This is a genomic window from Leuconostoc sp. XM4, assembly GCF_055698815.1.
This window is the reverse complement of sequence record NZ_CP134507.1, coordinates 27501-51427: the sequence shown is the minus strand read 5'-3', so window position 1 is coordinate 51427 and position 23927 is coordinate 27501. Positions and strand designations below refer to the sequence as shown.

Annotated in this window: 22 protein-coding genes, 16 tRNA genes and 1 rRNA gene (1 of these 39 only partly in view); 11 read left to right on the top strand and 28 right to left on the bottom strand. The window is 38.9% G+C overall.

Annotated elements, in window-relative coordinates:
* Positions 1–56: 56 nt before the first annotated feature.
* From argC to RHP64_RS00275, 6 genes are all read left to right on the top strand, one after another.
* On the top strand, positions 57–1097 hold the full coding sequence (gene argC, locus RHP64_RS00300; RefSeq protein WP_025267645.1) for an N-acetyl-gamma-glutamyl-phosphate reductase: 1041 nt from the start codon (positions 57–59) through the stop codon (positions 1095–1097).
* 44 nt (positions 1098–1141) lie between these two features.
* The gene (gene argJ, locus RHP64_RS00295) at positions 1142–2356 is read left to right on the top strand and encodes a bifunctional glutamate N-acetyltransferase/amino-acid acetyltransferase ArgJ (protein ID WP_025267644.1); all 1215 of its coding nucleotides are present in this window, start codon (positions 1142–1144) and stop codon (positions 2354–2356) included.
* A 43-nt stretch (positions 2357–2399) separates the two neighbouring features.
* Positions 2400–3134 (top strand): acetylglutamate kinase, encoded by a 735-nt coding sequence (gene argB / locus RHP64_RS00290; protein WP_014324140.1) that lies wholly within the window; start codon positions 2400–2402, stop codon positions 3132–3134.
* Between the two features lie 10 nt (positions 3135–3144).
* Complete coding sequence (locus RHP64_RS00285) at positions 3145–4263, top strand: aminotransferase class III-fold pyridoxal phosphate-dependent enzyme (protein ID WP_014324139.1); 1119 nt, start codon at positions 3145–3147, stop codon at positions 4261–4263.
* Between the two features lie 58 nt (positions 4264–4321).
* Positions 4322–4393 (top strand) — tRNA-Asn (locus tag RHP64_RS00280).
* 362 nt (positions 4394–4755) lie between these two features.
* A complete protein-coding gene (locus RHP64_RS00275) occupies positions 4756–5616 on the top strand; it encodes an aldo/keto reductase (RefSeq protein WP_011679046.1) in 861 nt (286 codons plus the stop codon).
* Between the two features lie 51 nt (positions 5617–5667).
* Here RHP64_RS00275 and RHP64_RS00270 read toward each other — a convergent pair whose 3' ends face one another.
* From RHP64_RS00270 to RHP64_RS00250, 5 genes are read right to left on the bottom strand one after another with little or no spacing between them, the layout of a single operon-like run.
* Entirely contained in the window at positions 5668–6435 is a 768-nt protein-coding gene (locus RHP64_RS00270; protein WP_011679045.1) for an ABC transporter permease, read from the bottom strand.
* Positions 6436–6438: 3 nt separating this feature from the next.
* Positions 6439–7344 (bottom strand): ABC transporter ATP-binding protein, encoded by a 906-nt coding sequence (locus RHP64_RS00265; RefSeq protein ID WP_011679044.1) that lies wholly within the window; start codon positions 7342–7344, stop codon positions 6439–6441.
* A 25-nt stretch (positions 7345–7369) separates the two neighbouring features.
* The gene (locus tag RHP64_RS00260) at positions 7370–8203 is read right to left on the bottom strand and encodes an MFS transporter (protein WP_025267643.1); all 834 of its coding nucleotides are present in this window, start codon (positions 8201–8203) and stop codon (positions 7370–7372) included.
* On the bottom strand, positions 8200–9105 hold the full coding sequence (locus tag RHP64_RS00255) for an ATP-binding cassette domain-containing protein (RefSeq protein ID WP_014324137.1): 906 nt from the start codon (positions 9103–9105) through the stop codon (positions 8200–8202). Before RHP64_RS00255 ends, RHP64_RS00260 begins: the two co-directional genes overlap by 4 nt.
* A complete protein-coding gene (locus RHP64_RS00250; protein WP_010289471.1) occupies positions 9102–9467 on the bottom strand; it encodes a GntR family transcriptional regulator in 366 nt (121 codons plus the stop codon). The genes RHP64_RS00255 and RHP64_RS00250 overlap by 4 nt, the downstream gene beginning before the upstream one ends.
* Positions 9468–9668: 201 nt before the next feature.
* Between RHP64_RS00250 and RHP64_RS00245 the strand changes: the two genes are divergently transcribed.
* The 3 genes from RHP64_RS00245 to RHP64_RS00235 all read left to right on the top strand — a co-directional run bounded on the left by RHP64_RS00245 (position 9669) and on the right by RHP64_RS00235 (position 12987).
* On the top strand, positions 9669–10094 hold the full coding sequence (locus tag RHP64_RS00245) for a CopY/TcrY family copper transport repressor (protein ID WP_011679041.1): 426 nt from the start codon (positions 9669–9671) through the stop codon (positions 10092–10094).
* Positions 10091–12142 (top strand): copper-translocating P-type ATPase, encoded by a 2052-nt coding sequence (locus RHP64_RS00240; RefSeq protein WP_025267642.1) that lies wholly within the window; start codon positions 10091–10093, stop codon positions 12140–12142. The genes RHP64_RS00245 and RHP64_RS00240 overlap by 4 nt, the downstream gene beginning before the upstream one ends.
* A gap of 92 nt (positions 12143–12234) precedes the next feature.
* Entirely contained in the window at positions 12235–12987 is a 753-nt protein-coding gene (locus tag RHP64_RS00235; RefSeq protein ID WP_025267641.1) for an MIP/aquaporin family protein, read from the top strand.
* Positions 12988–13060: 73 nt separating this feature from the next.
* Here RHP64_RS00235 and RHP64_RS00230 read toward each other — a convergent pair whose 3' ends face one another.
* The 4 genes from RHP64_RS00230 to RHP64_RS00215 form a co-directional block, all read right to left on the bottom strand.
* On the bottom strand, positions 13061–13954 hold the full coding sequence (locus tag RHP64_RS00230) for an RluA family pseudouridine synthase (protein ID WP_025267640.1): 894 nt from the start codon (positions 13952–13954) through the stop codon (positions 13061–13063).
* An 82-nt stretch (positions 13955–14036) separates the two neighbouring features.
* Positions 14037–14477: a MerR family transcriptional regulator gene (locus RHP64_RS00225; protein ID WP_025267639.1), complete on the bottom strand. Its 441-nt coding sequence runs from the start codon at positions 14475–14477 to the stop codon at positions 14037–14039.
* Positions 14478–14544: 67 nt separating this feature from the next.
* Entirely contained in the window at positions 14545–15606 is a 1062-nt protein-coding gene (locus tag RHP64_RS00220) for a glycosyltransferase (RefSeq protein ID WP_014324133.1), read from the bottom strand.
* Between the two features lie 53 nt (positions 15607–15659).
* Entirely contained in the window at positions 15660–17858 is a 2199-nt protein-coding gene (locus RHP64_RS00215) for an LTA synthase family protein (protein ID WP_014324132.1), read from the bottom strand.
* Between the two features lie 101 nt (positions 17859–17959).
* Here RHP64_RS00215 and RHP64_RS00210 point away from each other — a divergent pair, with 101 nt between their 5' ends.
* The gene (locus RHP64_RS00210; RefSeq protein WP_010287964.1) at positions 17960–18400 is read left to right on the top strand and encodes a GNAT family N-acetyltransferase; all 441 of its coding nucleotides are present in this window, start codon (positions 17960–17962) and stop codon (positions 18398–18400) included.
* 35 nt (positions 18401–18435) lie between these two features.
* Here RHP64_RS00210 and RHP64_RS00205 read toward each other — a convergent pair whose 3' ends face one another.
* Together RHP64_RS00205 and RHP64_RS00200 are read right to left on the bottom strand one after the other, a co-directional pair.
* Complete coding sequence (locus tag RHP64_RS00205) at positions 18436–19227, bottom strand: DUF6681 family protein (protein ID WP_014324131.1); 792 nt, start codon at positions 19225–19227, stop codon at positions 18436–18438.
* Complete coding sequence (locus RHP64_RS00200) at positions 19227–19670, bottom strand: hypothetical protein (protein ID WP_025267638.1); 444 nt, start codon at positions 19668–19670, stop codon at positions 19227–19229. The genes RHP64_RS00205 and RHP64_RS00200 overlap by 1 nt, the downstream gene beginning before the upstream one ends.
* Before the next feature lie 235 nt (positions 19671–19905).
* On the opposite strand from RHP64_RS00200, the gene RHP64_RS00195 reads away from it, so the two are divergent.
* Positions 19906–20682, top strand: a complete 777-nt coding sequence (locus tag RHP64_RS00195) for a TIGR01457 family HAD-type hydrolase (protein ID WP_011679035.1) — start codon at positions 19906–19908, stop codon at positions 20680–20682.
* A 45-nt stretch (positions 20683–20727) separates the two neighbouring features.
* Here RHP64_RS00195 and RHP64_RS00190 read toward each other — a convergent pair whose 3' ends face one another.
* The 17 genes from RHP64_RS00190 to rrf form a co-directional block, all read right to left on the bottom strand.
* Positions 20728–21933, bottom strand: coding sequence for an MFS transporter (locus tag RHP64_RS00190; RefSeq protein WP_025267637.1), 1206 nt, complete (start codon positions 21931–21933; stop codon positions 20728–20730).
* A gap of 395 nt (positions 21934–22328) precedes the next feature.
* Positions 22329–22402: transfer RNA gene (locus RHP64_RS00185), tRNA-Ile, on the bottom strand.
* A gap of 32 nt (positions 22403–22434) precedes the next feature.
* Positions 22435–22505: transfer RNA gene (locus RHP64_RS00180), tRNA-Gly, on the bottom strand.
* Positions 22506–22532: 27 nt separating this feature from the next.
* Positions 22533–22605: transfer RNA gene (locus tag RHP64_RS00175), tRNA-Phe, on the bottom strand.
* Between the two features lie 20 nt (positions 22606–22625).
* Positions 22626–22699: transfer RNA gene (locus tag RHP64_RS00170), tRNA-Asp, on the bottom strand.
* Positions 22700–22701: 2 nt separating this feature from the next.
* Positions 22702–22775, bottom strand: a tRNA-Met gene (locus RHP64_RS00165).
* Positions 22776–22806: 31 nt separating this feature from the next.
* A tRNA-Ser gene (locus RHP64_RS00160) sits at positions 22807–22896 on the bottom strand.
* 24 nt (positions 22897–22920) lie between these two features.
* Positions 22921–22994: transfer RNA gene (locus tag RHP64_RS00155), tRNA-Ile, on the bottom strand.
* A gap of 13 nt (positions 22995–23007) precedes the next feature.
* A tRNA-Met gene (locus RHP64_RS00150) sits at positions 23008–23081 on the bottom strand.
* A 28-nt stretch (positions 23082–23109) separates the two neighbouring features.
* Positions 23110–23183: transfer RNA gene (locus RHP64_RS00145), tRNA-Pro, on the bottom strand.
* A gap of 68 nt (positions 23184–23251) precedes the next feature.
* Positions 23252–23325 (bottom strand) — tRNA-Arg (locus RHP64_RS00140).
* Positions 23326–23330: 5 nt separating this feature from the next.
* Positions 23331–23414: transfer RNA gene (locus RHP64_RS00135), tRNA-Leu, on the bottom strand.
* A 5-nt stretch (positions 23415–23419) separates the two neighbouring features.
* Positions 23420–23491, bottom strand: a tRNA-Gly gene (locus RHP64_RS00130).
* An 8-nt stretch (positions 23492–23499) separates the two neighbouring features.
* Positions 23500–23572: transfer RNA gene (locus RHP64_RS00125), tRNA-Thr, on the bottom strand.
* A gap of 40 nt (positions 23573–23612) precedes the next feature.
* Positions 23613–23685, bottom strand: a tRNA-Val gene (locus RHP64_RS00120).
* Positions 23686–23689: 4 nt separating this feature from the next.
* Positions 23690–23780: transfer RNA gene (locus tag RHP64_RS00115), tRNA-Ser, on the bottom strand.
* 40 nt (positions 23781–23820) lie between these two features.
* A 5S ribosomal RNA gene (gene rrf / locus RHP64_RS00110) occupies positions 23821–23927 on the bottom strand (it continues 10 nt past the right edge of the window).

The window sequence follows — 23927 nt, the reverse complement described above, 5'->3', positions numbered from 1 at the left end:
TATTTAAATGCTTATTGGTTTAATATTTAAAACATCAAACACAAGGAGGGCACACCATGACAGACAAAATTATAAAAATTGCTATCGTTGGCATTACAGGATACGGCGGTCTTGAATTATTGCGACTGCTTTACAATCACCCTAATGCTAAGGTTGTGTCCATACATAATACCCAAACAGAAAACACTGACATTAGCGAACAGTTTCCGCATCTAAAATCAATGTATAATTTAACGCCTACGACATTCGACCCAATGCATATTATGCAAGAAGCGGATCTTGTATTTTTTGCAACATCCAGCGGCGTTTCCAAAGATTTAGCTCAGGACTTTATTCAAGCTAAGTTTCCCGTCATTGATCTATCTGGTGATTTTCGTCTTCCCGCTGATATTTATAAAAAATGGTACAAAAACGAACCAACCTCTGACGAAGCGATTCAACAAGCACACTACAGCTTAGCAGATTTTTATGACAATAAAGTAACCTACATTGCCAATCCTGGTTGTTATGCCACGGGCACACTTCTTGCTCTTGCCCCTCTTGCACAAAACCATCTGCTTGATAAAGATAACATCATCATTGATGCTAAAAGCGGATTATCTGGTGCTGGCAAATCCCTGACGTTAGCGAGTCATTTTGTTAACGTTAATGAAAACTTCACCATGTATAAGGCCAACCATCATCAACACATTCCTGAAATTACCCAGCAACTGCAACAATGGCAATCCGATATTGCTCATATTCAATTCACCACATCCCTACTACCAATTAATCGCGGCATTTTTGTCAGTGCTTATGTCAAGATAAACGACGACAGCCAGGCCGAAAAAATTCAGGAATTATACACTGCAACGTATGCAAATAAGCAATTTGTACGTGTCATGCCCAAAAATCAATTACCAAGCATCAAACAGGTTATCGGTACTAACTTTACTGATATCGGACTAACATACAATCCTGATACCAAATACCTCACCATTGTTAGTGTTCTTGACAATATGATCAAAGGCGCTGCTGGACAAGCTATCCAAAACATGAATCATATGTTTGATCTAGAGGAAAGCACAGGACTTCATTTGATTGCTCAATACGCATAATATTCACTATACTAACGTCTAAAAATATACTTAGGAAAATCCTTATGACAGAATTATTAAATCAAATTACAACACTATCAATAGCTGACATTGCTGCTCCCATAGGATTTCATGCGGATGGCCAACACGTTGGTCTCAAGCACAAATCAAAAGATCTCGGTTGGATTTACAGTGACGTGATAGCTAGTGTAGCCGGCGTTTTTACAACGAATCAAGTGCAGGCCGCTCCAGTTCAACTGGATAAAAAAACGATTCGAAATGGTCAATTGCAAGCCATTATTGTTAATTCTGGAAATGCTAATGCTGTCACCGGTAGCATTGGTGTGTCACATGCGGAATCTATGCAAGAGTTTACTGCACAACAACTAAACATCGATACCAGCCTGGTTGGCGTCGCTTCTACCGGTATTATTGGCAAAGTACTGCCAATCGATAAGATTATCAACGGCATCAAAAAGTTAAAGATTGATGGTGACACAAACGGGTTTGCGCACGCCATTATGACTACTGATACTAAGGAAAAATCAATTACCATTCAATCCACTATTCAGGGCAAAATTGTCACAATGAGCGGTGTGGCAAAAGGTTCGGGCATGTTGCATCCGAATATGGCTACCATGCTTGGATTTATAACGACCGATATTAACATTGATGCTAAACTTTTACAGCAAGCACTTTCAGAAGATGTTGAGACAAGTTTTAATCAAATTACAATCGATGGTGACACATCAACTAATGACACTGTCTTAGTAATGGCAAACGGTTTAGCTGGTCATAAAATGATTGAGAATCATACAGCTGAATATGAGCAATTCAAAGACATGTTACACACCGTAACTACCGCCCTTTCGATTGCTATTGCTAATGATGGTGAAGGCGCCACTAAATTAATTGCTGTTGCTGTAAATCATGCGCAAAGTGCTCTTGATGCGCGAATGGTTGCTAAAAAAATTGTCGGTTCTTCATTAGTAAAAACAGCTATTTTTGGTAAAGATCCTAATTGGGGCCGCATTATCGCTGCTATTGGAGCCAGCAATGTCGATCTTAACCCAAATCTTATTGATATTAGCATTAATAAAATCGCTGTATTAGTAAATGGTGCCCCTGCAGATTTTGATGCCGATACCATGGCAGAAAAACTTGAGGAGCATGACATTCACATTGATGTCGATTTACATGCCGGTACTGAATCCGGTTGTGCTTGGGGTTCAGATTTAACATACGAATATGTAAAAATTAATGCACTTTATACAACGTGAGAATTCATTCTCATCTTGTTCGTTTTATGGGAGATAAAGTCTAATGAAAAAAATAGTCATCAAAATTGGTGGCAACGCCGCCACTCAACTTACACCTGCCTTTTTTGATACTATCAAATTTTGGCAAAAACAACATTATAAAATTGCAATTGTTCATGGCGGTGGTGACACTATTTCTGCCTTAATGTCACAACTTAATGAACCTGTTCAGAAGATAAACGGTATTCGTTTTACAACACAAAATGGTATCAACATCACAAAAATGGCACTCCTTGGTCAGGTACAACCTGCGCTACTTGAAGCTTGCCGTGTCAACGGCCTATCTGTAATTGGATTAAATGCTGCAAGTGATCAACTGTTAACTGGTCACACAATTGATCAAGACACATTCGGATACGTTGGCAACATTCACCAAGTGAATACTAAATTAATTCATAACCTTTGGGAAAAAAATCTCATTCCTATTATTGCTCCGATGGCAATTACTAATAGTGGTCAGTGGTTAAATGTTAATGCGGATCACGCAGCGACAGCTCTGGCTAAGTATCTAAAGGCTGACGAATTATATCTATTAACAGATGTTTCTGGTGTGAAAATTAAGGGAAACGTTTTACAAAATTTAACTTCCAAAACGATGGAAGAATTACAAAAAAAACAGATGATTACCGGTGGCATGATTCCAAAAGTAAACAGTGCCTTATTTGCAGCACGTCATGGCGTGCGCGCTGTTCATATTACAAATACAGTCACCCATCCCGGTACTATTGTCACAATTTGAGGTATATCACATGACGCTATTTCCAAACTATCAACGTGCCCCACTAACATTTAAGAAAACTAAAAATGCCACCTGGACTGACGGTAAGAACAATGAGTACACCGACCTATCCAGTGGTATTGGTGTCTATAATGTTGGCGCAAATAATGATGCTGTTGAGTTAGCACTTATTGCTCAAGCTAAAGAAATCTGGCACTTGCCTAATTTATACGAAAATGAATTGCAAGAAACTGTGGCAGCAAAATTAGGTGGTGAAGATTATACCACTTATTTTGCTAATTCAGGAGCGGAAGCTAACGAAGCGGCAATTAAGTTAGCCCGTTTAGTGACTAAGCGGAAAACAATCATTACTTTCAAAAACTCTTTTCATGGTCGTACTTATGGTGCTATGTCAGCAACTGGACAAGATAGCATTCATTATGGATTACCTATGTTAGATGGGTTCCAGTATGCAGAATTTAATGACATTAACAGTTTAAAAGAACTCCTTAATAAAGACGTTGCTGGCGTAATGCTTGAGCTTGTTCAAGGCGAAGGAGGTGTCATTCCTGCGCATCAAGATTTTGTTACAGAACTAATTCAAGTAGTTCATGATAATGAGTCTTTAATCATGATTGATGAAGTACAGACTGGCATGGGACGCACGGGGAAAAAGTTTGCATTTGAAAATTATCATTTTCAACCGGATATTTTTACGAATGCCAAAGCATTGGCTAACGGTGTCCCTGTGGGTGCAATGCTTGCTAAAAACGAATTTGCCAGTTCATTTTCATATAATGCACATGGTTCAACATTTGGTGGGAATCCACTGGCTATGAGTGCTGCTAGTGCAACGCTAGACGAATTATCTTTAATTCTGCCTAATATTTCAGAAAAAATTAATCTTTTTTGGCAGGAATTGGCAGCCTTCAAAGAGTTAAGGAACGTTGTTGAAGTACGTGGCCTTGGTATGATGGCCGGTATTGAATTAAATATACCTGTAAAGCAAGTTGTTGCTGACTTATTGGATGAAAAAATTGTTACTTTGGGTGCGGGGCACAATACGCTTCGTTTGTTACCGCCACTGACAATATCAGAATCACAGCTCACAACAGCACTACAAAAAATTAAGCAGTTACTTTCGCAATAAACTGTTGACAAGATATGCCAGCGTTGATATACTTTAATAGTTGATTAATTCAGCTAATTGCTCCATAGTTCAGTGGTAGAATAACGCACTGTTAATGCGCAGGTCCTTGGTTCGAATCCAAGTGGAGCAGTATAAAAAAGCATCAAAATCGATAAGGTTTTGGTGCTTTTTTAGTTACTTTGAAACAGCTAGATTTTTTCATCACTCAAAACGAAACCCCCGCATCCAAAGATACGGGGGAGAGAAGAGAATTATAATTTGAGAGAATAATAATAGATTGAGTGTATCTTTTTTAGGGGGCTTCGCTAATTTGACAAATTAAGTATTATTGTCAATATAATCACTGTACTGCACTAACATTAAACCAGTGTTAAAATAATTATTTTTCTCCGTGCACTAAAAATCAATTAGTGAGGCTGACATGTTATACTGATGGTAACTGGTGCTATCAAAACAACACCGTATAATAAAAGGCTCACGGAGGTAAATAACATGTCCCTTGTAGATACATATAAGCTAACCAACGGCATCGAAATTCCCATAATTGGGTTTGGAACTTGGCAAAGTGCAAACGGTACAGAAGCTTATCAGTCTGTACGTTGGGCTCTAGAAGCAGGTTATCGCCACATCGATACAGCGGCTGTATATGGTAATGAAGATTCTGTCGGTCGTGCCATAAAAGATTCTGGTATTCCACGTGATGAATTGTTTGTGACGACTAAACTTTGGAACGATGCGCACACATATGAAAGAGCTATACAAGCGCTTGACACATCCCTTAGCAAGCTTGGCTTAGATTACGTTGATTTATATTTAATCCATTGGCCAAATCCTGCTGCCCTTCAAAAACAAGGAAAGGATGCCTGGATTGATGCAAACGCGGATACTTGGCGTGCTTTGGAAGACGAATATAAAATAGGAAAAACGACAGCCATTGGCGTGTCAAATTTCCAAATTGAACATCTAGAAGCGCTAGCTAAAACACAAACCATAGCACCCATGGTTAATCAAAACTTTTTAAACCCTTCTGATAACCAACAAGAATTAGTTGACTATGATAAAGATCATGGCATGCTTAACGAAGCCTATTCCCCACTAGGTACAGGAAAGCTCGTTGATTTACCACAAGTCGTTAGTCTGAGTGAAAAATACAATAAATCGGTACCGCAAATATTAATTCGTTGGTCCTTGGATAAGGGATTTTTACCTTTACCAAAATCAACACATGAAACATACATTAAAGCAAATGCCGATGTATTCGACTTTGCTCTAACATCAGCAGAAATTGAATCATTAGATTCACTCACTGGCGTGGGTGGATTCCATACTGATGCTTCCTCAGCCGATTTTTAAATAAAAAACACGAACGTAATGTGAGTTCGTGTTTTTTATTATTTACTAATTTTAAACGCTGCGTTTTCTAAAGATTAAATAAGCGATACCGTACATCAACACAATATATATCAAGTATGCTGATATCATTGCTCCTTGTGACATATCCATTATTTGTGCCATTATACTAGGTTTAACTTGTCCAATACTAGCAATACCTAAATAAATATTGAATGGATTCCACTTCAAGATTGGTGCTAAATCAATTAATTTTAACGAAATGACAGAGATGATTGGTGTAGCAACAATCATAACTACGCCAAGTCCAATAGCAGCTCCTGAGCTCTTGACCATATTAGTAACCATCAATACTAATGCAGCCACAAATATCATTTGAAGTGCTACATCCATAATCGAAATCATCATGCCCTGCCAACTGTTCCCTATATATCCTAACTTTTGTGAGAAATCATATTTAGGGGCAAATATAGCAGTAGCCAAAACAGTGCCAATAAAAGCTGATAAAAACAATCCAATGTAAACACTAATATTTAATAACAACTTACTGATGAACACTTCACCTCGACTAAAGCGACGTGACAGCAATGGACGAATTGTACCAAAACCGAACTCTTGGGAGATAGACAAAGCAGTAATAATGATTCCTGCCATTTCAACATAAATTAAGGACTGACCAAGGTTAATAATCGATCCAGCTGTTCTTGTTGACTTAAAGATACCAATGATAGCAATGGGAAAAATAAATCCCAAAATCAACCAAATGTATAATCTATTTTGCTTGAATGCTTTGTAATATTCTTGCTTCATTAATGTTAACATGCGTTATTCCCCCTGATTATCAGCCGCTAGCATATCAAGTAGTGACTTTTCTAGATTGCCAGTTGCAGTATTAAGTGATTGAATTTGTATATTGGCCGCATTGAGTGCTGTGATCACTTGCTGCAAATTTTCTGCCCCACTAATTTGCAACTGACTGTTGTCAATTGTAGCTTGCCAGTTTTTATCTTGTGCTATTTGTAGAGCTAATTCATTATCACTAGTGTCAAATGTCCAACGTGCTTGGTCATGAATAAAGAAAGTTTCTATGGTAGCCGTTTGAATAATTTTACCGTGATTAATGATTACAACATCATCAACTAGTTTTTGCAATTCATCCAATAGATGGCTTGAAATCAAGAAAGCCACCCCTTCTTCAGCCAATGAGCGAATTAATTCACGCAAGTCGTGAACAGATTGTGGGTCAAGTCCGTTCATTGGTTCATCCAAAATAACTAATTTTGGATTTCGGATGAGCGCAATAGCAATACCAAGGCGCTGTTTCATGCCTAATGAAAAGTTTTTCGCCTTGCGTTTTCCAAAATTGTCCCCGTCAATTTGCGTTTTATGCATTAATTCTTTGAAATCAGCGGGATTTTTTGTGTCCATTGCATACAACTTCAAGTGTTCTAGCGCGGTTAAGTTCGGATAAATGGCTGGATATTCAATCAAATTACCAATTTTATCAAGCGCACTATGATTATTAAAGGTCACAGGTTGCCCATCAAACGTGATTTGTCCAGATGAGTAGCTCATTAAACCAGTAATAGCACGCATGGTTGTTGATTTACCAGCGCCATTGGGACCAATCAATCCAACAATGTGACCAGCTTCAACGTTGAAACTGACGTCGTCCATTGCTGCTCTATTACCATACTTTTTATTAACGTTCTTTACTTCCAATAATGCCATGTTTTTCCCCTTTTTATTGAATCAACTATTTTTGCCAAGATAATTTTGGTTTAAATACGAAGATGAATGTGATTACGCTCAAAACTACTGGTAATACGAATGAGCTTGCTGTCAGTGGACTCTCATTTAGTGGCAAGAACAGTGTTGAGATAAACACAAATATAACCACTGGCCACCGCAAAGCCGGTACACGTACTGCGTCGTGTTCACTTTCTATCCCGATAATGCCCACAATATAGTAGCTAGCACCCAGTAAGAGCAGTGCTACGATAAATGTAACTAACGTTGTGAACTCAGCGTTTTGAACTAGTTCTTTCATCCCAAAGTCAATAGATATTGTGTTCACACCCACAGATAGTGATGAGCAAACAACTAATGCAAAAAAACTACCTACGATTTTTTGCCATATTGGTCCAACAATTGTACTAACCAACACCACCACACTAGCCACGTAAAATAATTCCACACCGTCGTTTAAATTGTTACTCGCCACTTTGTGCAAATTATCAGAGCGTATTGTAATGGACATAAATAAGTCAATAGCAGCACCCAATATAATTGGCGCAATAATCATCCACACCACCTTACTGATGAAGAACTGCCTTCTAGAGGCACTTTGCGTACTCAACCAGGTATTCAAGTGTCTTGTTTGATCTGCGTACGTAGCGGCGCCTGCTGCTATGAGCATTATACCCATAAGTACGCCTCCCAACTCGCTGTCACTTCCTATGTTTGTTATTGCTCTCCCATAATATGTATTCACGCCCCCAATAAAACAAGTCACTAGAACACCAAGGATCGCTATTAATATAATTTGATTAGATTTAATCCTGCCATATAGCCGTAGTGCTTGTTTCATTGTTCACCCCCTAATTCTTGCTGCCAAGCATATACTTCGTTGGCAAAGCTCGCGCGGAATATGTCTTCACTGCTAATGGGTAGTTCTTCTATGAACTTGAAATCCGATCCAGCTAACCTAATACCAATATCTTCATCAAAATTATCAAACACAATGGTTACAATATGACCAACCTGAGCAATGATCGTCCCATTGTTCCTTAGAAATTCTGGCATCACATCCCCATCGTAAGCCAGTTGATACTTTTTAATGTTTTTATTATTTTCAATCGCAAATGCGCGATCAATTGTACCATCTTTTAGCAATAGAATACGATCAACTAAAGTATCAAGTTCAACCAAATTATGTGACGCAATGAGAACAGTCGTATTATTTTTTGTAACACGGTCAATAATTAACTGTTTTACCTGATCTCGAACTAATACGTCTAATCCATCAAGCGGTTCATCTAATAAAACATATTGGGCACGGCTAGCGAAGCTGACAATAATCGTGAACAACGCTTTCATCCCTTTTGAGTAATTTTGAACACGTTTATTATTGTTTAGTCCAAATTGATTCAAACGTTCATCGTACCATTCTGAATCAAAATTCACATAAGCGACAGATAAAATTGATTTAATCCGCTTTGGTGTGTAATATGCTAGCCAATTGTCTGGCATATCAATATAAAATAATTGGTCGTGAACTGCAATTGTTTTCATATAATCTTTATTATCTAGACCAATACGACCAAAATCAGCTTGCATCTCCCCAGATATTGTTCTAAATAAAGTTGTTTTCCCCGCACCATTACGCCCAACTAGACCAACAACTTCTCCCTCTTTGAGTTCAAAGCTTGCATTATTTAGAATGGCATGATGGTGTATCTTTTTAGAAATATTTTCTAAAATTAAACTCATGATATTTCTCCATATAATTCTTCAATCCAACTATGCAGCTGCTTGGCATCAATAGATGCACGTTTGGCCTCAATAACAATTTCGGTCATTTTTAAACGTAATTGTGCTAATAATTTATCATCTACAATACCCTCGTTTTCGCGAACAAAAGTACCTTTACCAGTCACCGTTTCAATCACATTTTGCGTTTCAAGAGCCTTATAAGCCTTTGCCACTGTATTTGGATTTAATCCCTCAATTAAAGCCATTTCTCGGACTGATGGTAATTTATCACCAATATGCAATACACCAGACGCAATTTGCGCTTTAATACGCCACATTAACTGCTCATATAATGGTTGACTGCGTTGAATTTGCGCCATCTGTGCACTTCCTTATTAAATTTTGATAGGTTTTTATAAATTGTCCTATCAATAACTGTTCCTTTGTGTGTTTCATTGTTCCCCATGATATCTGTACTACGTGTACTATAATACACAGTACACTTTGTCTTGTCAATCATTTTTATTTATAAAGCATTCAAAATAGTTGTGTTTTTTAGTTTACAGTTGTAGACTAAAAGTATGAATAAATTACTAACAACAAGTGAATGGGAAATAATGCGTGTGATATGGACGTTAGGTGAAGCTACCACCAATCAAATCATTCATATTATGCACAACCAGAAAGATTGGCAGCCATCAACGGTTAAAACGTTGATCAACCGAATACTAAAAAAAGGATTGTTACGTACAGATGGTGCTACACGCAATCGATTATACACACCAACTGTAGGTGAACATGAAACGATGACCCAAACACTACGTGCCACAATCGACGATATGTGTGCCATGTGTATAGGCCACACATTAGTGGATGTACTTGCTGACATGACCTTATCTCAGTCAGACATTGTCAAACTACAAGCGTTACTAGCACAAAAAGTGAAAAATGCCCCGGAAAGCATTGCTTGTAACTGTCTACCCGAAAACTGTGAGGATTGTAAATGACTATGAACCATGATCATATGAATATGACAAATAAAGATACATCACATGAGCACCATGACATGTCAAGCATGAACCACGATCATATGGAGATGTCCAGTCATGAACACACTTCTCATGCCGGCATGGACAGTATGGATATGTCAGACATGAAACGCCGTTTTTGGTGGGCTTTTTTCTTAATGCTTCCAATCATCATTATCACACCCTTCATGGGTATCCATTTGCCATTTACTTTTACTTTTCCTGGCAGTTCTTGGGTATCTGCGCTATTATCTACCCTCCTCTACTTCATTGGTTCCAAACCTTTTTGGGATGGTGCGCGCGCTGAATTTCGTACTAAAAAGCCCGCTATGATGAGCTTAATTACCGTCGGGCTGAATGTTACTTTTTGGTATTCTATTTACGCGGTTCTATCGACGCAACTATTTCATGTTCACGTTATGGATTTCTTTTGGGAATTTGCAACACTAAATGTTATTATGCTTCTAGGTCACCGAATTGAGATGTCTGTGACCATGCAAGCCGGAGATGCGACGGCTAAGTTACGCGAATTAATGCCAAACATTGCTCATGTCAAACATAATGATATGTTGATGGATATGCCTATTGACACACTAAAATCAAACATGATTGTTCGTGTGTTGGCTGGTGAATCTTTCCCTGCTGATGGTACTGTAGTCGAAGGTGTAAGCCAGGTTGATGAATCTTTAATGACTGGTGAAAGTCGACTAGTCGAAAAGAAAATAGGTTCTCAAGTGGTTGGTGGTACCATTAATGGTAATGGTACGCTCGATGTCAAATTAACGACTGTTGGGGATGATTCATTTATTGGCCAGCTAAAAGAAACCTTACTATCTTCTCAAGATAAGAAATCACGCGCTGAAACACTAGCAGACAAAGTCGCAGCATGGTTGTTTTGGGTGGCTCTATTATTTGCTATTGGTTCTCTACTTATTTGGACGCCACTACGCGGACTAGGTTTTGCAGTTAATATTGCCGCAACTGTGTTAGTCATTGCCTGCCCCCATGCTTTGGGTCTAGCAGTACCTTTGGTCATCAATCGAACAAAGGCGATTGCAGCACAAGAAGGCATATTAATCAAAAATCGTAAAGCACTAGTGGCAGCAAATCATTTAAAGTTTGCTTTGATGGATAAAACTGGTACATTAACAACTGGAAAATTTACTGTACAGCACTTTAGTGTCTATGACTTTGATCAAAGTAAAGCACTAGGAATTATGAGCGCATTAGACCAGCAATCTACCCACCCACTTGCGCAATCCATTGTTAACTACGCAAAAGAACAACACGCGCCAAAAATACAAGCATCACACGTAGAAAACATTGCCGGTTATGGTGTACGTGGTAAAATAGATGATCAATTATATACACTTGCTTCGGCAAAATATCTCAAACAAAATCATATTACTTTTACGCCACTACAAACGGAAGGCTCAATCTCTTACTTATTGGAAGAGGGACGCGTTATAGCTGCAATAGCACAGGGGGACCATCTCAAAGAATCAGCTCCTGCCTTTATTCGCACCTTATTGAACCAAGGGATCACACCTGTTATGATTACAGGTGACAACGAATTGGCTGCTAAACAGATTGCTGACGAGTTAAAAATAACAGATATCCATTCACAAGTATCCCCTCAAGACAAAATCAATCTGGTTTCAGAGTATCAACAACATGGTACGACAATGATGATTGGTGATGGTATTAATGATGCCCCAGCCTTAGCTCAAGCTAATTTAAGTATTGCCATCGGTGTTGGAACGGAAGTAGCACATGCTTCCGCTGATGCTATATTAATAGCTGATCAGTTATCAAAAATTATTGACTTTATTAATCTAGCTAAGCGTAGCAATACTAAACAAGTGCAAAACCTGTGGTGGGGAGCTAGTTACAACATTATTGCTATTCCTTTAGCTGCCGGTGTGTTGGCATTTGCTGGTATAATGCTAAACCCAATGATTGCCGCATTAATTATGTCACTGTCCACAATCATTGTTGCAATTAATGCATTATTATTAAAGCATTAGTTATACCTTTCCTTAATATTTAACAACCAGTTAATCTAAGAGTGTATAATAGTAGATATTGGTAATTTTACATACATATAAGGAGAAATTTCATGCGTAAGTATATCGCAGAATTCCTTGGAACATTTATGCTAGTGTTCTTTGGAACTGGTAGCGTTGTTTATTCAGCTGCTACAACACAATCGGCCATCACTGTCGGTTTGGCATTCGGTCTTTCATTAGCCGTTGCCATCTATGCCTTTGGTCATATCTCAGGTGGACATTTTAACCCTGCCGTTTCATTGGCAATGGCTATTCAAAAGCGTTTACCATGGGTGACATTTATTGGCTATGTGATTGCACAATTACTTGGTGCTATTGTTGCTTCTGCTGCTGTCTATGGCGGTGTAACAGCTTACCTGAAATCATCAACTGTAACTACTGCTTTGTCTGGTCAATCAATGACCGTAAAACAATTCGTATCCTTAGCTGGTCTTGGACAAACAAACTTCTCTGATGGTTCAGGTTGGTATGCATTTGCATTTGAACTTGTATTAACATTCTTGTTCGTTTTGGTAATCGCAATTGTTACTAAGTTGAATAACGTACCAGCACCATTTATTATCGGTATCTGGTTGGCCGTATTAATTGTTGTTGTATTACCAATTACTGGTGGTGCATTCAACCCAGCACGTGCATTAGCCCCAGCAATTTTTGTTCAAGGTAAAGCACTTACTCATGTATGGGTTTACCTAGTTGCTGACTTACTTGGTGGTGCATTGGCAGCATTTGCCGCTAACTTCCTTGATAAAAAGGAAGAAGTTGCAAGCACACCAACAGAAGTTAAAGAAACTAAAAAAGCATAATTTCATCTTAGTCAAATAATGATGTCAGATAAAAAGACGAACACTCATTCAAGTGTTCGTCTTTTTGTGTTGCTTATCGTAGCTGTCTTGGAAAATCGCTTGGGAGTGGTCCTGTAATCATTCTTACTCCCTCATCAAACGGCAATGGTATTTTTATGGTTGCTGAATGTAGCAGCATACGGCCATTGTATACTCCACCGTATAGTTCATCCCCAACAATAGGGTGTCCTATACTAGCTAAGTGCACGCGTATCTGATGCATGCGCCCCGTACTTAATTGCACCCGTAGTAATGAACTGCAAAACACCGTATGCATTCGCCACCAATGTGTCATCGCCACTTGGGCTTCTTTCCCGTCAACGGCACGTTTTCGATCATCTCGAGCGTCGATTCCTATCGGTTTTGCGATTGTACCATGATTATCTTGCACGACGCCACTAACCCACGTTACATAAGTTCGTACAATCCGTTTATCTGCTAACATTCTATCTAGAATTGGTACCACGACGGGGTTCTTTGCTACAATTACTAAACCTGAAGTTGCTCGATCTATCCTGTGAACCATATAAGGCTGATCACTGACCTTTCGCTGAATAAACTCACCTGCTAAATAGTTCAACAAAGTATCAGTTTCCGTTGGCGAATGCGGATGCATTTTCATTCCTGCAGGTTTATCAATAACAACCAAGTCTTTATTTTCAAAAATGATATTTACCGACTTCTGATGGTTGGGTAGATAATTTGATTCACTAGTACGAAAGTCATCTGCATCGAAATTAAGCTGCAACTGATCCCCTGTTTGTAATTCATAGTTAGTAGGTACAATAATATTGTTCACACTAAAATGCTTTTTAATTCGCAAAGCGCCGCGAATTCTTTGTGGCACGTACCATTTTATCAATAGTTCCTTAACAGTTTGGCCAGAATTCTGGGATGTTATTATAAAATTATACTGCCACTTTTTCATATATCTAATTCTCTATTTTCATTCAGTTGCCCAACACAGAAATGTGAGTATACATAATAAAAAATGACTGTCTGTTTGACAATCATTTTTTACTATCGACAACGCGATACTTGGCTTTACCATCCTCTAAAAATACGTATAGCAATTGTGTCTCGTCGTCATCAAAGTAACCCATATTTACTGCCACAGTACCTTGAAAGTCTTCTAGGCCCTGAAATGCTTGTTTCATAATATGCTTTGTAATCATTGCACTGTCAATGTGTTCATTAGCATGAATCACTGCTGTACGCAAGGTATCGCCATCATCAATGTGTTGCTTAATAATGCTAACCTTTAAGAATGCACGAAAGCCATATAAGCGGGATTCTTGATCGTCATTACGATCCAGTGCCTTAACGTAACCTTGTTTTTCCCAATAACGCAGTTGTCGGGTAGACACGCCTGTCATCCGCGCAAGATCACCAATGCCGAATTGTAACTTATCGAATGCTGTTTTTTTATGAATGGGGCTGCGCTTGTCCATGAATTAGACCTCTAAGTTAATATTATATAGTTGTCAAGTTACTTGTCAACAAATATCTATATAATAATTAAAATAAAGCTTCCCATTGTTTCAAAATGGGTTCGATTTGAAAATCACGAACACGATTTAAGGACTTTTCTGCTAAATCAAGTTGCTGCTGACGACTGTTGATTAGCCGTTGAATCGCTATAGCTGCCCCATCAATGTCACCGTTCTCTATCAAAACCCCAAATTCACCCTCATTTAATACTTCTGCGGACCCTGTCTGTCTCATAGCGATAATTGGCAAACCAAAACTCATTGCCTCAACTAGGACAAGCGGTAATCCTTCCCAGCGTGATGTTTGCAGAAATAAACTTGAGTTACGATAATGGTCACGCAATTCATTATCTTTCAATGGACCACGATATATTATTTTTTCATGCGCCCCGTACTCATTGATTAATTGCTCAAAGGTTTCCATATCCTCCTGCATCCCACCCCCGGCAATTGCTAATTGCCAATCATCCGGTAATTTAGTGGCCAATTGTACAGCAAAATCAATTCCTTTGTGTTGAATAGCGATACGTGCCGTAAACGATATAATGTGTTTCTCCAATTTAGAAGGGCCTTTAGGTGCAATTGTCAAAGGGTTCCAAATTTTAACCGTACGTTCATTGTATTTTTTAAAGCCACCTAAATCAAAATCAGTTAGTACCACTACCGCATCTAAAACACGTAAGCCAGCTATAAATTCCTCGCGCATCATTGCATAGTATTGATCTCTATAAGTCGTAATGTTGTTATGCATCCACCCAAGCAGTTTTGTATGTGGCAACTTTGGTTTCAAAACAGCTGCAAAACTGGATAGTAGTCCACCTGCTAAAATAACCACATCATAGCGCTGTGCTAAAAGTGAGAAATTTTCAATAGCTTGGGCGTATCTTTTAAATGGATGCGCTTCACTTGTTAGACGTAGCGCGGGTGAAGCAACAACTAAAGGTGCTGACAATCCATAAAACGGTGGTAAATCAGAAAAACTATAATAGGTAACTTCATGGCTTGCTGCCAATGCATTACCGACGACAGTTGTTGCTCGCTTCATTCCCCCGAGTTCAATATTTTCGAGCGCAATTAAAATTTTTGCCATATATTACTCCAAATTTATATTCCCGTCATCACGACAGGTTGATTTCTAAAAAATTATTCGTCGTTACTCCAATCATCCGCATTTCGTGGCAATAATCTGGTTGTATCTGTCGTTTCATCATCAACTTCCGGTGCATCAGTAATATAATCACTCAATGTCGACTTATTACCATTTTGAGCAAACAAACTTGTTGATTTTGTTCCCAATTTTTTATTTTGTTTCTTCAGTCGTTTAATGGTTGCTTCTTTACTGTAGTCAAAACTATTGGCCTTGACGGTCTTGAAGCCTTCAGGTGTATAGAATTTAAGTAAGTTTTTTTGATTTAAGTTATCTGACATGGATAACTTTTTATTCACATATGCTTGAATTTTATCAACCTTGGCCTGCAATGCCTTACCTGGAGTTGTAATCTCTTGCCCTGTCTTAGTATTCCATATTCTTCCCGATAGACTGGCATATTCTGGCGTTATCCAGTCTTTATTTCGAAATACGACAATTTGCTTATGATTTTTACTCAATAAATCCTGCCCGAATTGAATGTAACGTTTCGTACTAATGCCCAATAAATGTTCTATCGTTGGGGCCACATCAATTTCACCACCATAAGTATGGTCAACATAACCGTTTTTCATTCCAGGAATATGAACAATAAATGGTACGCGCTGAAGGTTTGCATTATCTAGATCAGTCCAGTCGTCAGAGTCTTTTCCTAATAGTGAAGCTAAATAAGAGGCATCTGTGTTTGAAATACCATAGTGATCACCGTACAAAACAACAGCTGTATTTTTATATAAGCCCGATTTTTTCAGATAAGCAAAAAATTCTTTCACAGATTGATCAAGATAATGATTAGTAATGAAATAATTATCAACTAATTTTGATCCAGTATTGCTCGTTTGGAAATTAGGGTCTTGATCTTGTTTATCTAGAGTAAACGGTGTGTGATTAGTTACTGTTAAATATTTAGCATAGAATGGTTGTTGTAGCCGTTCCAAATAAGGGACTGAATTATGAAATAACAACTTATCCTTCAGACCCCAAGAAGTTGCCTTTTTTCCAGTAATATCGAAATAATCACCTGAAACCCAATTTTGATAACCCATTCGTTTATAAACTGTACTACGATTCCAGAATGAACCCATATTACCATGGAATACTGCACTGGAATAGCCGGCCCGTTGATTCAAAATTGCTGGCATCGCTTGGAAAGTCTGATCATCACCCAATTTAGTAAATAAAGACCCCTGGGGCAAACCAAATGTAGACGTTTCTAACATATTTTCTGCATCTGACGTTTTTCCCTGCCCAACTTGATTGAAAAAATTATCAAAAGCAATGGTTGACTTACTGTGGTAAAGACTATTCAAAAATGGTGTGACTTCCTGCCCGTTTATTTTTCGATCAATCGACATTTGTTGAAAGCTTTCCAGATGAATGACGATTACATTCTTTCCCTTAGCTTTTCCGTAAAATTTAGGATTAATCGCAGCATAGTTTTTCTTAATGTAGTTTTGCACAGCTGTCAATTCTGATGGCGTAGCCGTTTTTCGGATTTGACTAGTTTGATATGTATTGATGGCATCATAAATTGTAAACGGTCCTATACCAAGGTATTTAACCATGTACTCTCGATCGAACTGCCGAACCAGTAATTGTGGGCGATTCAAGTCAGCCAACAATAGATTGGCCATAAAAATAAATACACCGATGGTTAAAATTTTAAATGGTTGTAACCGCATCATTGGACGACTATCAAAATGAATCTTTCGCGCTAAGAATAAGCCAATCAGGATGATAATATCAATCCAGAAAAATACATCATGAATCCCAAACGCAATTGCTCCAGCTGCTTTTCCACCCTGATTAACCGAACTGTATCCCAACATTGTGTTAACTGACATAAAATCAGAAAACTCACGAAAATAAATCACATTTAAATATAGTAGGCCGGTCATTGCGGCATCAAGTAAAATCAATGCACCATAGTATAATTGCTTAGGCTTAATAAATAACGCAATACTAAAGATAATTATCGTAAACCCGATTGGATTGACTAGCATCAAGAATATCTGCAAAGGGTCGGAGACATGTAACCAATAAAAATCAGCACCATATGCCAAAATTGTTTTTAACGTAAATAATACAACCGTCCACGTAAAAAAACCTGTACGAGTATTCAGCTGTTTAATCCAATTTTTTGGCGCCAAAGTTTCATGCCAAATATTTTTTAAATATTTTTTCATAACTATCATTATACCAACTTTGCAAGGTTTAGGTTTATAATTTCTACTGAACCAGCGTCTCACTGTTATCCCCATTGCTTTTCTTGCACTTAACTTGCTATAATAATGCTATGAAAATACAGATTAAACATGAACAAGGCCTCGGACCTATCCACGAAGATGCCCTAGCAATACGTAAAGCAGTTTTTATTGTTGAGCAAGGGGTTGACATTAAAGATGAATTGAATGATCAAGCTGCTGAAGAGAATGCTATCCATATCGTTATTTATGTTGATAACAAACTTGCAGCCACTGCTCGTGTATTAGCAGAATCAGATGATACTTGGCACATACAACGTGTCGCTACATTATTTCCTCTTCGTGGACAGGGGTTAGGTAGAAAACTTATGGAATACATTGAAACCCTAGCACCATCTTATGGTATTCAAAATCTTGTCCTTGGTGCTCAAGTTCAGGCCCGGGGATTTTATGAATCACTCGGCTTTGCAGCGATTGGAGCGACTTTCTTTGAAGCTGGAATACAACATATACATATGAAAAAAGAGCTATAATCAATTATTAGCTCTTTTTTTATGCGATAGTATTATTATATATGATCATACGCTATTTCTATTTTTATTTTGTAGGGCTGCACGTCATCAACTAACTCACTCCGTGTCGCTAAATGACTTGGCCCTCCTATAAGAACTACTGAAGCTATTGCCAAGCGATAATTAGTCAATGCTTGAGCCGTAGGTGTTAGACCAACCATAGAAACATTACCCAATTCTCGAGCTTGTAATTGGTTAATGCCGCCGAATATTTGTAGCGTACCATTATTTTCACGCATTGCAAAATAAGGTAACAAAGTCCCAGGATGGTTGGCGTAAATTACTCCTTGTTGCGCAATAATTTGTCGTTGCGCTTGTTCACCAAGATGCCCGTAATTATTTGCTATTAGATCAAGTTGCCGCATCTCTAATGCAAGCGTGTCTAAATTGGCTTGTTGCTGCGCGTCACTTACCACTGTGCCTGACATAACATTCTGTCGACTGTATAGTCCATTAGCCGGCATGATAACCGTCTCCGATTCACGTTCACTCTTTTCCTCATGAGGTCCCCCTAATAATTTCTCAATCCTAGGTGAAACATCCCACTTACTCGTATGCTTCGTAAAATAATATATTATATTCAAAATGACGAAGTAAAGTAATAGTAAGAATACTGCAGCAATTAATGCACCACGCAACCAACGACCATTCACAAAAAAACGATAGGCTAAATAAAGTAGATACCAAACACCACCGGCCCCAACAACAGTATATATGCGACCCTTGGTTTTTGAATTTGTCGTAAAATATCCGAGATAATGATTAATTAAATCAAGAACTGTCAGCATTATTGGGTATCCTCCGAACTACTTGTTGTACGTGTTGCATTTGATGAACTTGATGTTGCATTATTATCACTTGACGATGTTGCTGAAGATGATGTACCAGATGATGATGTAGCAGCACTTGAGGTTGTCGTATCTGCGGCCGAAGTTGTAGCAGTCGATGACGTATCCTCAGCTGATGTATCATCCGATGTTGAACTTGACTCGTCATCGCTGCTCGACGTTGATGAACTACTTGATTTATCATCACTACTAGTCGATTTACTTGTTGTGCTACTTGTTATCATCGAAGTGCTCATGGCACTACTAGCACTTGATGATACTTTCCCACCTTCACTTGTACCAGTTGCAACGTTTACTGCTAAATTTGCAGCACTGATAGCAACAATTAAGGAAACAATAGCTGATGGTGTTAAAAATGGTGGTGTTCGATATTTTTTAGGCATAATTTATTCCCCTGTTATTCTATTTTACCCTTTCTATATCAAATTAGGATAAAGATTTAACCTATAACCAACGAAAACCCGCAATTACTTGCGGGCGAACTATATTTATAAAATATTTTAGGAGATTTTATTTTAGGGAGATTGAGATGGGAGAGAAGTCCGTTGATTCGTTGTTTGATATCAACCAATGTTGATGGGTATAATATAGACATTCAATATTAAATGGAGATTAAACATGTCAAAATATAAAGCTTACTTCATCGACCTAGATGGCACAATATATCAAGGTAACAAAAAGATGCCTTCTGGAAAACGTTTCATTGATCGACTAAAGGCAGCTAATATTCCTTACCTATTTGTAACCAATAATTCAACCAAAAACCCAGAAGACGTGGCTGATAACTTAACCAAAAACCATGATATTGAAACATCGGCCGACCAAGTTTATACTAGCTCAATGGCAACAGCCGATTTTCTTAAAACGATTGCTTCACCTGACAAAAAAAGAGTATATATAATAGGCGAATCTGGTCTACGGGATGCATTAATAAATGCTGATTTTACAATAACTAGTGACGAAAATGCTGATTTTGTTGTTGCCGGACTAGATCGAGCATTCAACTATGAAAAGCTCACTACCGCTACATTAGCAATCCAACAAGGTGCACAGTTTATTGCAACAAATCGTGATACTAATTTACCCAATGAACGTGGCATGTTACCTGGAGCTGGTTCATTAATTTCTGCCATCCAAACTGCAACACAGGTTGAGCCAACTGTGATAGCTAAACCAGAAATACCCATTATGGATGGTGCGTTAAACAAGCTTCATATTAATCAACAAGATGTTGTTATGGTTGGTGATAATTACAATACTGACATTCTTGCCGGCATTAATTCACAAATTGACACATTACTCGTATATTCAGGCGTTTCTACACCTAAGCAAATTTCTCAGATGGTTCAAAAGCCAACCCATGAAGTTGAAACTTTAGACAATTGGACAATTTAAAAAATAAAAGCGGTATGTTTCACGTGAAACATACCGCTTTTATTTTTAAGCTAATTCCTCGCTAGGAATGGTTGCTACATTTTTTTTGATGCGATCTGGATGATAAAATACCAGATAAAGTATTGCTGAAATCAAGGGAATAACAGCTGAAACCAAATACAGTTCACGGAATGTCAACACGGCGTGTAAAGCACCAAGAGCGTATGGTCCGACACCTAACCCCAAGTCCAAGCCGATGAAGTATGTTGATAAAGCAATACCAACACGATGACTCGAAACTAACTTTAAGGAAACCGCTTGACCATTTGACATGAATGTTCCATATCCTAAACCAATGAATGCGCCGGACAATAACAAAGTAAATCCATTATGAGTCAATGCCAAAACAACTAAACCAAGAGCTAAGAAAAAGTAGCTCGGATACATAACGTAATTTTCACCAAAGCGATCAAAAATACGTCCTGACATTGGCCTTGTCAATGTTACAATACCGGCATAGACTACGAAAAAGAATGAACTAATTGAAACCAAGTTCAAAGTTTCCGCATATGAAGCCAAAAATGATAGTACTGACGAATAAGACAAGCCCATCAAAAATCCTACACCAGCAATTAATAATACTTTAAATTCAATGAAACTAGAAACCTTCCAAGACTTCAATTCGGATAAATGTTCTGGTGAAAGCGTCACATTGTTAATTTTAATTGCAAACAATGCAACCATTGAAATTCCAATTAAGATAACCGATAATATCACGATAAATCGAAAACTAGTTGCATTCAATAACAATAAACCAATGAAGGGGCCAATAGCCGCAGCTAAGCTTGTACTCAACCCATAATAATTTATACCCTCTCCTTTGCGTTTCTCAGGAATAAATTCGGTCACAATAGCATTTAGGGCTGTTGAAGTCATTCCGTACGCAAAACCATTAAAGAGACGTACCGCATCTAATATAGCGACTGTTGGTACAAATAAGTAAGCAATTGTTGTAATTAAATATAGAATAGCGCCCCATCGAACAATCTTTTTCCGTCCGATTAGTTCTAACTCTTTTCCAACTATTAGCCGAGCTATTAACGTTCCTATGATATAAATCCCAGAGGCCAATCCCGCTTGCCCAAACGAAGCATGTAGTTGATTGTGTGCAACAACAGCAATTATAACCATCATCAGATAATACACTAAGTACACGATAAAGTTAATAATAGTAATTGTTAAAAAGCCTTTATTAAATAATTTTTCTTCCATTTTCCCAATCTCAAATTCTATTTAGCAACTCTAACAATAGCAAAGTAGCTATGTAGGTGCAAACTTGAAATCAGATTTTAAAACATGCATATCGCGTTCCTTCAATCATTTTAACACTGCGCGCGTTTGCATGAAAATAATGTAAGCGTTAAGCCGTTGATATTAGATTACCACGATTTCACAAAGGTTGCAAAATTTTTTTAATTCACTTATATACTTGTCAAATAAGTTGACAAATAAGCTTTTAATATTATTAAATTGCTTGTTTCCTCTTGTGAAATTTATTTTCTTTCAGTAATTTACAGTAATTATTTCTTAGTTTTTTCTATATGAAGAAAACAATACAAAGGTTTTACACAACAAAAAAGGAGAGGTAATCCTCTCCTACTTCTTAATGGGCCATCCAGGACTCGAACCTGGGACCTCTGCGTTATCAACACAGCGCTCTAACCAACTGAGCTAATGGCCCGTATTCCCCTTGCCTACTCTTACATAGACAAAAGCGAATGACGGGAATCGAACCCGCATAGCCAGCTTGGAAGGCTGGAATTCTACCATTGAACTACATTCGCAAGCTTTTCTTCGGGATCCTCTCCCTATGGCGCTGGACGGAATCGAACCGCCGACACATGCAGCTTCAATGCATTGCTCTACCAACTGAGCTACAGAGCCATCTCATTGTTCCCAATGAACGGTCACAGCGGGGCTCGAACCCGCGATCTCCTGCGTGACAGGCAGGCGTCCTAACCAGCTAGACCATGCGACCAATTGCGGGAGCAGGATTTGAACCTACGACCTTCGGGTTATGGGCCCGACGAGCTACCAGACTGCTCCATCCCGCGATTATATTATGACACCTTCTTCAAATGCCTAAGGAGAATGTGGGATTCGAACCCACGCGCCGGTTTCCCGACCTGACGGTTTTCAAGACCGTTCCCTTCAGCCAGACTTGGGTAATTCTCCATTATCTTTCTTACTTGTCCTGCATGGACCATGTTGGACTCGAACCAACGACCGGACGGTTATGAGCCGTCTGCTCTAACCAACTGAGCTAATGGTCCTAAATCGAGCCTATCGCGGCAGGGGGGATCGAACCCTCGACCTCTCGGGTATGAACCGAACGCTCTAGCCAGCTGAGCTACACCGCGGTCTGTCTTGATTAGCTTCCCTAATCAATCGGGATGACAGGATTCGAACCTGCGACCCCCTGGTCCCAAACCAGGTGCTCTACCAAGCTGAGCTACATCCCGAATTAGTCTATCGAGAGCTTATCGCCCCACTAAACTTAAAAAAAGAGTTTGAATTCCTTCAACCTCTATGCACCTAGCAGGAGTCGAACCTGCAACCTCCTGATTCGTAGTCAGACGCTCTATCCAATTGCGCTATAGGTGCATATATGCCGGCGACCGGGATCGAACCGGTACGATATTTCTATCGCAGGATTTTAAGTCCTGTGCGTCTGCCTATTCCGCCACGCCGGCATAGAAGCGGAAGACGGGATTCGAACCCGCGACCCCCACCATGGCAAGGTGATGTTCTACCACTGAACTACTTCCGCATAAATTATGCCGACTAAAGGACTCGAACCTTCGACCCCCGCTTTACAAGAGCGGTGCTCTACCAACTGAGCTAAGTCGGCATCGCTTATCCCGACGTGGCAAGTTTGACATGAATGTCAATGGACGCTACAGGGATCGAACCTGTGACCCCCTGCTTGTAAGGCAGGTGCTCTCCCAGCTGAGCTAAGCGTCCATGATGGAGAGGAAGGGATTCGAACCCTCGAAGCAAGTTCCTCTGCTTACACGGTTTCCAACCGTGCTCCTTCGGCCAGACTCGGACACCTCTCCGATTATCTTCCTACTGCTCTCTACTTCTTTTCTATGTACGGCACCGCATCGTCCTATCCTCGCAGGAAGCGATCCTCCAACTACTTTCGGCGCTATAGAGCTTAACTTCTGTGTTCGGTATGGGAACAGGTGTGTCCTCTATGCTAT